Origin of the sequence: Streptomyces sp. NRRL S-495, assembly GCF_000966955.1 — a bacterium.
Classification (GTDB): Bacteria; Actinomycetota; Actinomycetes; order Streptomycetales; family Streptomycetaceae; genus Kitasatospora; species Kitasatospora purpeofusca.
Genome location: NZ_JZWY01000928.1, coordinates 1 through 7,393 on the forward strand (window position 1 = coordinate 1; position 7,393 = coordinate 7,393).

Consider the following 7,393-nt stretch of genomic DNA (forward strand, 5'->3'; position numbering starts at 1 on the left):
GGGTGAGCGCGAGGCCGACGTCCAGGCCGCGCAGGAAGCGGCCGGCGACGGTCTCGGTCCGCAGATCGCCCCGGCCCAGCCCGTACAGCAGGAACACCGCCGGGAGCAGCGTGATCACGTGCGCGAGCAGGAAATGCCCGGCCTGGCCGTGCAGCGCCGGCACCGGTAGTTCGCCGTCGCCGAGGAGCAGACCGGCGGCGACCGTCCCGACGAGGACGGCCACGAGCAGTGGCACCGCGCGTGCCTTGCACCACCAGATCACCGCTCACCCCCGATCGTCGCGCCGCTGTGCGGGACCGGAGGGGGCAGGGTGCCGCAGTCGGCCAGGGCGTCCAGGGTGTTCCGGTACCAGGCGAGCTGGACGGCCTCGGGCAGCTGGAGCAGTTGGGCCGCGCGGGCGCTGTCGGCCGGGGTGAAGCGGCCGTCGGCGGTGCTCCCAGGGGTTCCGGTGGCCCCGGTCGCGGTGGCGGTGAGCCAGGCGGTGGCCGTGCCGGTGGCGGCCGCGGCGGGGTAGGGGTCGCCCCGGCGGGCGCAGTCCGGGGTGCGGGGGAGCAGTCCGCCGATCACGGCGGCGGTGACGTCCGGCGCCCGCGCGTCGGTCGGGACCCCGAGCCCGGCCTCGCCCGGACCGGGCCGGGCGGCCATGGTGAACACCGCCGGGACGGGGACGCCTCGTCCGGCCAGGACCTCGGTCGTCCGCCGGACCTTCTCGCGGACCAGCACCGAGCGGGCGGCGCCGAGCTCGGGCCAGAGGCAGACGCGCGGCTGTCCGGAGTCGCAGCGCAGCGCGGCGGAGGACCGGGGACGCACCGGTTCGGGGCCGAGGTCGCGGGCGGTCCAGCCGCCCAGCGCGACCCCGCCCGCCGTGACCGCGAGCGCGGCGGCGAGGGCGAGCGGGCTCCCGTGCCGTCGGACCAGCAGGACCGCAGCCGCGCAGACCGCCCCGGAGAAGGCCAGCGAGGCCGCCACCGCCCGCCCGTCCAGTACCTGGTCCACCGCACAGCAGTCGGACAGTCCGCCGCCGACCAGGTGTCGCGGCCAGTAGGTGTCGAAGGCGACCGGGTAGGCGTTCAGGACGAAGCTGCTGATCAGTGCGAGCGGGACGGCGACCACCGGCGCGAGCACCCGGCCGACGACCGAGCCGACCAGGGTGTTGGCGAGCAGCAGGCCGGCCCAGACGGCGAGGACGCCCGGCTGGGGCACGCCGTCCGCCGTGCCGCCGGCCAGCGCCGCCGTGGTGAGCGCGGCGAGCATGCCGAGCCCGCCCATCAGCGCGACCGGCAGCAGCACCGGGGTGGTGATGGCCAGCGCGGAGCGCACCGGCGAGCGGCTGAACACACCGCCCCGGTGCAGCCGGCCGCCCTCCCAGGCGCCGGCGGCGGCGCAGGCCGCGCAGGCGAACGGCAGCGCGAGGCTGGCGTGCCCGGCGGCGGCGAGCCCGTAGGCCGGGGTGACCCAGGCGGTCAGCTCGTCGCCGAGCGCGACCAGGACGAAGCCGAGCAGGAACGGCAGCACCCGGGTGCCCGCCGAGACCCTCAGGACGGTGCGCAGCAGCATGTCAGGTCTCCCGCTCGATCAGGCGCGCGTACGCGGCCTCGGCGCTCGGCGCACCCGCGGCGGTTCCGGTTCCCGTTCCCGGGACGGCCGGCGTCGGACGGCCGGAGTCGTCGGCCCCGTACTCGGACCCCTTCCCGGACCCGGCCGCCGTCCCGCCCTCGGCCGCCAGCGCGTGGAAGTCCTCGGTGGCCCCCTGGAATCTGACCTGCCCCCGGTCCAGCACCACCACCTGCCGGTACGTCCCGATGAGGTCCTCGGTCTGATGGGTGGAGACGATCACGTTCACCTCGCTCGTCAACTCCTCCACCAGGGCGCGGAACACCGCCCGCTGGGTGGGGTCGAGGCCGGCGGTCGGCTCGTCCATCAGGATCAGTTCGCTGTGGTGGGCGAGGCAGCCGGCGATGCCCATCCGGCGCAACTGGCCGCCGGACAGCCGGTGTCCGGCCCGGTCGGCCAGCTCGCCGAGGCCGACCCGGGCGAGCGCCACCGCCGAGGCCCGCCAGGCGGCGGCCCTGGACATGCCCTTCAACCAGCCGCAGTACGCGACCTGTTCGCGGACGCTGAGGCCCGGGACCGGGGTGATCTGTTGCGGCAGCCAGGCCACCGCGCGCCGGTAGGCGGCCCGGTCGCCCGCGCCGGCCGCCGGATTGACGCCGTGCCAGCTGACGGACCCCCGGTGCGGGCTCAACTGCGAGGCGGCGAGGGCCATGAGGGTGGATTTGCCCGCGCCGTTGGGGCCGAGCAGGACGGTGGCCGGATTGTCGATCCGCAGATCGAGGCCGGTGAAGAGACAGGCCTTCCGGCCGTACTGGAATTCGATGCGCTGGAATTCAAGGGCCATGGCAGGGTCGACGCATTTCGCTCGGGAAAGGGGCGCGGGGTGCCGGCGGGCGGGGGCGGCCGCCGGCTCCGCACGTCGAGGGGGTGAGTCGGTGAGGGCGGGCCGCGGAGGCGGGAGGAGAGCGCGGCCCGGGTGACGGTGCTCAGTACCGGGTGGTCACGGTGTCCACCCAGAGCCTGGAGCCGCTGCGCACGCCCTCCAGCATGAAGTAGTAGTCGCCGGCGCTCTGGTCGCCCCAGCTGGAGGTGTCGCAGTGGTTGGAGCGGTGTCCATAGGCCTTGTCGGGCCCGAAGACGTCCTTGTAGAGCTGGAGGTCGGCGTCCTTGAAGTCGTTGTTCCCGGTCTGGCAGCCCTGGAAGGTGACGGAGGTGGCGACGTCGTCGCGGTCGCTGTCCGCCCATCGGCGGGACTCCGAGCCGGGGCCCCAACTGCTGATGTAGGACGCCCAGGAGCCCTCGGCGAGGGCAGGGGTGGCGCCGGCGAAGCCGAGCAGCGCGGCGGTCACCAGCAGGCCGCGGAGCATGCGGCCGGAGCGGTTCTCTGCGTCCATGGTCCGTCCGATCAGTCCGGTGGCGCCGCCGGTCGGGCGGCGCCATGCAGGCAGAAGGAAACGAGCGGAGGTTCGACCGTAACGGTCGCGGTCACCCGGTCGGCCGAGCCCCTGCGGAAATGACCTTAGCGTGCACGAACAGGTGGCCAGCACTATTTTTTCCAGCCATTCGGGCAGGCGTGGCCGGAGAGCGGAACTCTGGCAAGCGGATGATCGAGGGTCGTCGAAATCTCCCGGTCCGAACGCCTTTCCGGCGAAAATCGATCCGCAATGTTCGCTTTTCTTCTACTGCTCGACCGATTCCTTTTTCATGTGATTGTCGCTCCGGTATCGCCCTGGCTGGTTCCGGCTTACCGCTGGGCGCCCTCGAGCCGGTCCGGAAGCAGCCGCGCGCGCAGCCGGCCGATCAGCGCCTCGTCCACCCCGACCGTGCCGGTGGCATAGGCGTGGACCGAGCCGTGGGTGGCGGTCAGGTCCGCGAGCACGAGCCGGATCACGTCCTCCGGCGCGCGTCCGAAGCCCGGCCAGCGCAGCGTGCGCCCCGGGTTGGCGGCGTGCCAGTCGGCCACCAGCCGCGCGGTGGCGAGTTCGGTGAGCGCGAAGTCGGCGGCCACGTCGTCCTCGCCGACGCCGAGCAGGCTCAGCACCAGTGCGGCGATCAGCCCGGTGCGGTCCTTGCCCGAGGCGCAGTGGAACACGACCGGCCGGTCCGCGTCGGCGATCAGTTCCAGGACGGTGCGGATCTCCGCGACGCCGTCCTCGGCCACCTCGGCGAAACGATCCGCCAGGTAGCGCCACGGGTCGAGGTCCGGGTCGATCTCGGCCTGGTCGTACGGCCGGTGCTCGATCGAGAGGTTGTGGTACGCGACGCCCTCCAGCTCTGGCAGCCGGCCCTTGCGGGCGATCTCCCACGGGTAGCGCAGGTCGATCACGGTGCCGATGTCCAGCGCCCGGAACCGTTCCTGGTCGGCGGGCGAGGTGAGCGTGCCGAGCGAGGCCGAGCGGTAGAGCCGCCCCCACCGGACCGTCCGCCCGTCGGCGGTCGGGTAGCCGCCCAGGTCACGGAAGTTGTGCGGTCCCTCGAAGGCGATGTGGCGTGTCATGTTCGCACCCTATCGGGCCGGTCCGCTGCGGCCGACGGCCGCTCAGGGGTGCTCGGGCGCTGCGACCAGCGCCTCCAGCAGGCCGGGGAAGCGCTCCGCGAACTCCTCGCCCCGCAGCGCGTTCATCCGCGAGGTGCCCACGTAGTGCTGGCGGATCAGTCCGGCCTCGCGCAGGACGTGGAAGTGGTGGGTGGCGGTCGACTTGCTGACCGGCAGCTCGATCACCCCGCACGGCAGGTCCTCGCCGGCCGCGTGCAGCGCACGGACGATCTGCCGCCGCACCGGGTCGACGAGGGCCTCCAGTACCTGCTGGAGCGTGATCGTCCGCAGGTCGGGGTGCGGGGGGACGCGGTCCCGGGCGGGGGTGGAGCCGGTGCGCGGTGCGGTTCGGGCCATCGGTGGTCGGCCTCCTGTCCTGTGGTCGGCCATCGTACGACACTGGTCGAAGTACGAGATGGGTCGAAGTACGACCGGAATCAAAGTTTGACACCCACCGTACTTTGGGCTTGGCTGGGCAGCGCGAGAACGCGTTGATCACCTGCACCGAAAGGAAGTTGAACCATGGTCAGGACCGTGCTGTTCCACGAGCTGGGCGGGCCCGAGGTGCTGCGGCTGGAGGAGGCGCCGATCGCCGATCCCGGCCCCGGCGACCTGCTGGTCCGCATCGACGCGATCGGCCTCAACCGCGCCGAGGTGCTGTACCGCACCGGCCAGTACATCGAGGACGTCCGGGAGTTCCCCGGCCGCCTCGGCAGCGAGGCCGCAGGTGTCGTCGAGGCGGTCGGCCCGGCCGTGACCGGGTTCGCCGTCGGCGACGCGATCAGCGTGGTGCCGGCCTTCTCCATGAACGACTACGCCGTCTACGCGGAGCGGGCGGTCGTCCCGGCGAACGCGGTGGTGCACCGGCCCGAAGGGCTCGACGCGGTCGGCGGTGCGGCGGTCTGGATGCCCTATGTCACCGCGTACGGCGCCATGGTGGAGGCCGGAGGCCTGCGGGCCGGCGACACCGTGGTCATCACGGCGGCCTCCAGCAGCGTGGGTCTGGCGGCGATCCGGACCGCCAACCGGGTCGGCGCCGTCCCGATCGCCACCACCCGCACCCCGGCCAAGCGCGAGGCCCTGCTGAAGGCCGGTGCCGCCGAGGTCGTCGTCACCGAGGAGGAGGACCTCGCCGCCCGCGTCCTGGAGCTGACCGGCGGCCGGGGCGCGGACCTCGCCTTCGACGCCGTCGCCGGGCCCGGTGTCGTCGACCTCGCCCGCGCCCTCGCCCAGGGCGGCACCCTTCTCCTCTACGGCGCCCTCAGCGGAGAGGACACCCCGTTCCCACCGATGCCGGTGATGAAGGGCAAGTCCATGCGCAGCTACACCCTGCACGAGATCACCACCGACCCCGAGGGCCTGCGCCGCGCCGAGGCCTTCGTCGCCTCCGGTCTGCGCACCGGTGCCTTCGAGCCCGCGGTGGACCGGGTCTTCCCCTTCGAGGAGATCGCCGACGCCCATCGGTACCTGGAGGGCGGCAGTCAGATCGGCAAGATCGTGGTGAGGGTCGACCACTGACGGTTTATGGGTAACAGGGTCGTGATGCCGGTCGTCATCTACGGCCACGCCGACCGGGCGGCCTCGACGGAGACGATCGGCGACAAGGTCGGGCGGTCCCGAAGACCGTCGTCGAGTACGATCCGGCGCACGACAGAACGGGGGCGGACCATGCAGAAGAGGCGCACTCCGTGGGCGATCGCCTACTTCCTGGTCGGACTCGTCTGCTTGCTGACGGCCGTGGCCGTGGCCGCGTCGAGCACCAGGGTCGACGACCTCGTCCCCATCGCCGTATTCGGAGTTCCGGGCCTGGTGTTGACGCTCCGCGCCCCGATGTTCGGCGTGTCCTTCGGCGCCTCCGGTGTGAAGTACTCCGGACTGCTCAACTCGCGCTCCTACCCGTGGTCCGAGGTCCAGGAGGTGAAGTCCGCCGTTGTGACCGGGACGGTGTTCTCCTCCAACGTTCCGGAGCTGGTGCTGGCCTCCGGCAAGGTCGACCAGCTGTCGATCCTGGCGGGCTACGGGACGGGGGGAAACACGCAGAACGAGCGGGTCGAGCAACTGGTGACCGAACTGGAGACGACCCGTACCGCCGCCCTCCCCGCGTGACACCGACGTTCCCGGGCCGCGCAGCCCGGCCGATTCTCGAGGAGCACGGAATGGCGTCGATGTACGGACCACTGCGGTACGAGCCGGACGGTGCCCGGCTGGGGCACCGGGAACGCCGGGCCGGGGAGCCGGTGTTCGACCGGGAGGGGCTGCGCCGGATCCCGCGCTTCCCGCCGTGGACGCGGGACCGTGCGGTCGACCGGATCGTCGACGCGCTGCCGGGCCCGAACGCGGCCCCGAACGCGGCCCTGAACGCGGGCCCGAACGCGGCCCCGAACGCGGGCCCGAACGCGGCCCTGAACGCGGACCCCGATGCGACAACGGATCAGGCTCCCGCTCCGGATTGGGATCGGCGATGATGGGGAGGATGTGACGGGTCGTGGGGACGGTCGTCCGGGGCGGCCCGTGCCGGACGAGCGCGCGGAGGCCCGATGGAGCACGGTATCGACCGCAACCTCGCCACGTCCGCGGACCGGGCGGACTACCTGGTCGAGCTCTCCAACATCGTCCGCCGCACCGACTTCGGGGGGCCCGCGCCGAGGTCGCTGCACCGGCTGGGCCTGGTGGTGGACGCGCTGGTGCGGCTCACCGGGGACCGGCGGGTGGCCGTCTACTGCGTCGCCGACCGCAGCCTGCTGGGCGGGCGGCGGGAGTTCACCGAGCCCGGGGACGCGCCGACGCTGGCCCGCTGGGTCGCGGAGGGGCTGGTCGAGGAGGTGCCGGACGCCGACGAACGGGTGCTGGAGATCGCCGGCATGACCGGGATCCAGGTGGTGACCGGCGACTACTACGACGACCACCGGATCGAGCACCCGTGGATCCAGGGCAACACCTGGCAGTTCCTGCGGCCGGAGGCGGCCGGGCGGGGCGCGGTCCGGCTGGCGCCGCTGGACATGGGGCACCGGACCGGCGCGGAGATCTCCAAGAAGATGGAGCTGTCCGCGCTCAAGAAGCAGGGGCTGCTGACCGCCGCCCGCAAACCGCTGGTCGAGGTGGTCGGGCGGGCCTGGCGCTGCCCGGACGCGCGGTGCAGCCTCTACAGCGTGCACCGCGGCGGGCGGGTGATGCTGCCGCGGATGCGCGGCGGCGTGCCGACCTGCGAGCTGCACGGCACCCCGCTGCTCGACGACGGGGCCCGGCCGGGTGCCGCCCAGGTGAAGCTGGTGCTGGACGGGGAGTGCGTGGGCCGGTTCACCC

At 73.1% G+C, this 7,393-nt stretch carries 9 protein-coding genes and 1 pseudogene; 4 read left to right on the forward strand and 6 right to left on the reverse strand.

Features of this window, described 5'->3' with window-relative positions:
- The 6 genes and pseudogenes from VR45_RS36420 to VR45_RS36445 form a co-directional block, all read right to left on the reverse strand.
- Positions 1-235, reverse strand: a pseudogene (locus VR45_RS36420) (hypothetical protein); the annotation flags it as partial.
- 23 nt (positions 236-258) lie between these two features.
- Positions 259-1,557 carry a hypothetical protein gene (locus VR45_RS36425; protein WP_045944215.1) on the reverse strand — a complete coding sequence of 433 codons (1,299 nt, stop codon included), beginning with the start codon at positions 1,555-1,557 and terminating at the stop codon, positions 259-261.
- Position 1,558: 1 nt separating this feature from the next.
- Positions 1,559-2,398 carry an ATP-binding cassette domain-containing protein gene (locus VR45_RS36430; RefSeq protein WP_063772612.1) on the reverse strand — a complete coding sequence of 280 codons (840 nt, stop codon included), beginning with the start codon at positions 2,396-2,398 and terminating at the stop codon, positions 1,559-1,561.
- 142 nt (positions 2,399-2,540) lie between these two features.
- Positions 2,541-2,948, reverse strand: coding sequence for a hypothetical protein (locus VR45_RS36435; RefSeq protein WP_045944216.1), 408 nt, complete (start codon positions 2,946-2,948; stop codon positions 2,541-2,543).
- A gap of 350 nt (positions 2,949-3,298) precedes the next feature.
- Positions 3,299-4,051 (reverse strand): tyrosine-protein phosphatase, encoded by a 753-nt coding sequence (locus tag VR45_RS36440; RefSeq protein ID WP_045944217.1) that lies wholly within the window; start codon positions 4,049-4,051, stop codon positions 3,299-3,301.
- A gap of 42 nt (positions 4,052-4,093) precedes the next feature.
- Positions 4,094-4,447, reverse strand: a complete 354-nt coding sequence (locus VR45_RS36445; protein WP_045944218.1) for a helix-turn-helix transcriptional regulator — start codon at positions 4,445-4,447, stop codon at positions 4,094-4,096.
- Between the two features lie 165 nt (positions 4,448-4,612).
- Here VR45_RS36445 and VR45_RS36450 point away from each other — a divergent pair, with 165 nt between their 5' ends.
- The 4 genes from VR45_RS36450 to VR45_RS36465 form a co-directional block, all read left to right on the forward strand.
- A complete protein-coding gene (locus tag VR45_RS36450) occupies positions 4,613-5,608 on the forward strand; it encodes a zinc-dependent alcohol dehydrogenase family protein (protein ID WP_045944219.1) in 996 nt (331 codons plus the stop codon).
- A 150-nt stretch (positions 5,609-5,758) separates the two neighbouring features.
- Positions 5,759-6,196, forward strand: coding sequence for a hypothetical protein (locus tag VR45_RS36455; RefSeq protein ID WP_159394487.1), 438 nt, complete (start codon positions 5,759-5,761; stop codon positions 6,194-6,196).
- Positions 6,197-6,246: 50 nt separating this feature from the next.
- On the forward strand, positions 6,247-6,555 hold the full coding sequence (locus VR45_RS47525) for a hypothetical protein (protein ID WP_045944221.1): 309 nt from the start codon (positions 6,247-6,249) through the stop codon (positions 6,553-6,555).
- A gap of 72 nt (positions 6,556-6,627) precedes the next feature.
- Positions 6,628-7,393: hypothetical protein (locus VR45_RS36465; protein WP_045944222.1), on the forward strand; the 766-nt coding region annotated here is incomplete at its 3' end.

Excerpts from the sequence above, each read along its gene's own strand:
- VR45_RS36445 (WP_045944218.1), bottom strand. The coding sequence starts at position 4,447 with ATGGCCCGAACCGCACCGCGCACCGGCTCCACCCCCGCCCGGGACCGC.
- VR45_RS47525 (WP_045944221.1), top strand. The coding sequence starts at position 6,247 with ATGGCGTCGATGTACGGACCACTGCGGTACGAGCCGGACGGTGCCCGG.
- VR45_RS36440 (WP_045944217.1), bottom strand. The coding sequence starts at position 4,051 with ATGACACGCCACATCGCCTTCGAGGGACCGCACAACTTCCGTGACCTG.
- VR45_RS36430 (WP_063772612.1), bottom strand. The coding sequence starts at position 2,398 with ATGGCCCTTGAATTCCAGCGCATCGAATTCCAGTACGGCCGGAAGGCC.
- VR45_RS36425 (WP_045944215.1), bottom strand. The coding sequence starts at position 1,557 with ATGCTGCTGCGCACCGTCCTGAGGGTCTCGGCGGGCACCCGGGTGCTG.
- VR45_RS36450 (WP_045944219.1), top strand. The coding sequence starts at position 4,613 with ATGGTCAGGACCGTGCTGTTCCACGAGCTGGGCGGGCCCGAGGTGCTG.
- VR45_RS36435 (WP_045944216.1), bottom strand. The coding sequence starts at position 2,948 with ATGGACGCAGAGAACCGCTCCGGCCGCATGCTCCGCGGCCTGCTGGTG.
- VR45_RS36455 (WP_159394487.1), top strand. The coding sequence starts at position 5,759 with ATGCAGAAGAGGCGCACTCCGTGGGCGATCGCCTACTTCCTGGTCGGA.